Here is a 1,014-nt window from a genome sequence, read left to right as displayed (position 1 = left end):
GCAGGCACGCCTGGAGACGGGAAGAGTACAGCCGGGGCAGGCACGCCTGGAGACGGGAAGAGTACAGCCGGGGCAGGCACGCCTGGAGACGGGAAGAGTACAGCCGGGGCAGGCACGCCTGGAGACGGGAAGGGTGGAGCCGGGGCAGGCACGCCGCCTGGGGATGGGAAGGGTGGTGATGCCGGGAATTACGGCAAGCAGGCGGACGGAAAGAAGGTCGGCTGGCGGCGGAACCCTTGGGTGACCGTCGGGGGTGTAGTGGTTGTGCTCCTGGTGCTGGCCGGGTTGGGGTACTTCGGCGGGCTGGGACCGATGAGCCGCCTGAACACCGCGCGCGGGATCACCCCGCCGGCCAAGCTGGCCGGGCTCGACCGGATCACCGACCCAGAGATCCGCGATCAGCTGCAACTCGATCAGACCCGCGAAGCCCTGAGCCGGATCAACGACGGCAAGCAGGCGACCGTCGAGGCATACGGCAACCTGAACGGCGAACGGATGTACGTCGTGATCGCCCTCCGCGGCAAGGTCGACATCGACAAGACGATCAAGGACTCCGGCGCGACCCCCGAACAGGTCAAGCAGGTCGGCAAGTCCACCTGCGTCACCTCCACCGACAACCTCCCCACGCAGTGCTACCGCGGTTCCAACACCCTCACCGTCATAGCCCAAGCCGCCAACGACGGCGTCACCGTAGAAGACGTGGGCCCGGTCTCCGACGAAGCCTTCACCGCAATGAACTAACCCACCCCGCGCACACCCCGTCGGTACTCCCGCCGGTGCTGGAGCCGTCCCGGCAGATCCGGCGCCAGCGGGCTAAGTCACAGCCCGCGCGACAGACCCAGCCAAGCCCGACGGCCGGGATCGGCCACCGCACAGGCGTCGCCAACACGGCTCTGAGTCGGCAGAAACGCTCAGTCAGGGAGAACCGGTGAACCGGGCGGCGGAACCGCTCAGGCAGGCGGACCCGGCGAGCCGGGCGGGAGCGGTACGCCGGTCGGCGGTGCCGGTGGGTCG

Annotated in this window: 1 protein-coding gene; it reads left to right on the top strand. The window is 68.9% G+C overall.

Annotated features, from left to right (window positions below; all coding sequences use genetic code 11):
- Positions 1 to 240: 240 nt before the first annotated feature.
- Positions 241 to 741, top strand: a complete 501-nt coding sequence (locus EV643_RS20475; RefSeq protein WP_238165691.1) for a hypothetical protein — start codon at positions 241 to 243, stop codon at positions 739 to 741.
- Positions 742 to 1,014 lie beyond the last annotated feature (273 nt).

Source organism: Kribbella caucasensis, assembly GCF_004361855.1.
GTDB lineage: Bacteria > Actinomycetota > Actinomycetes > Propionibacteriales > Kribbellaceae > Kribbella > Kribbella caucasensis.
Note: the sequence above shows the minus strand (reverse complement) of the source record. Positions and strands in the feature narration are given on the sequence as shown.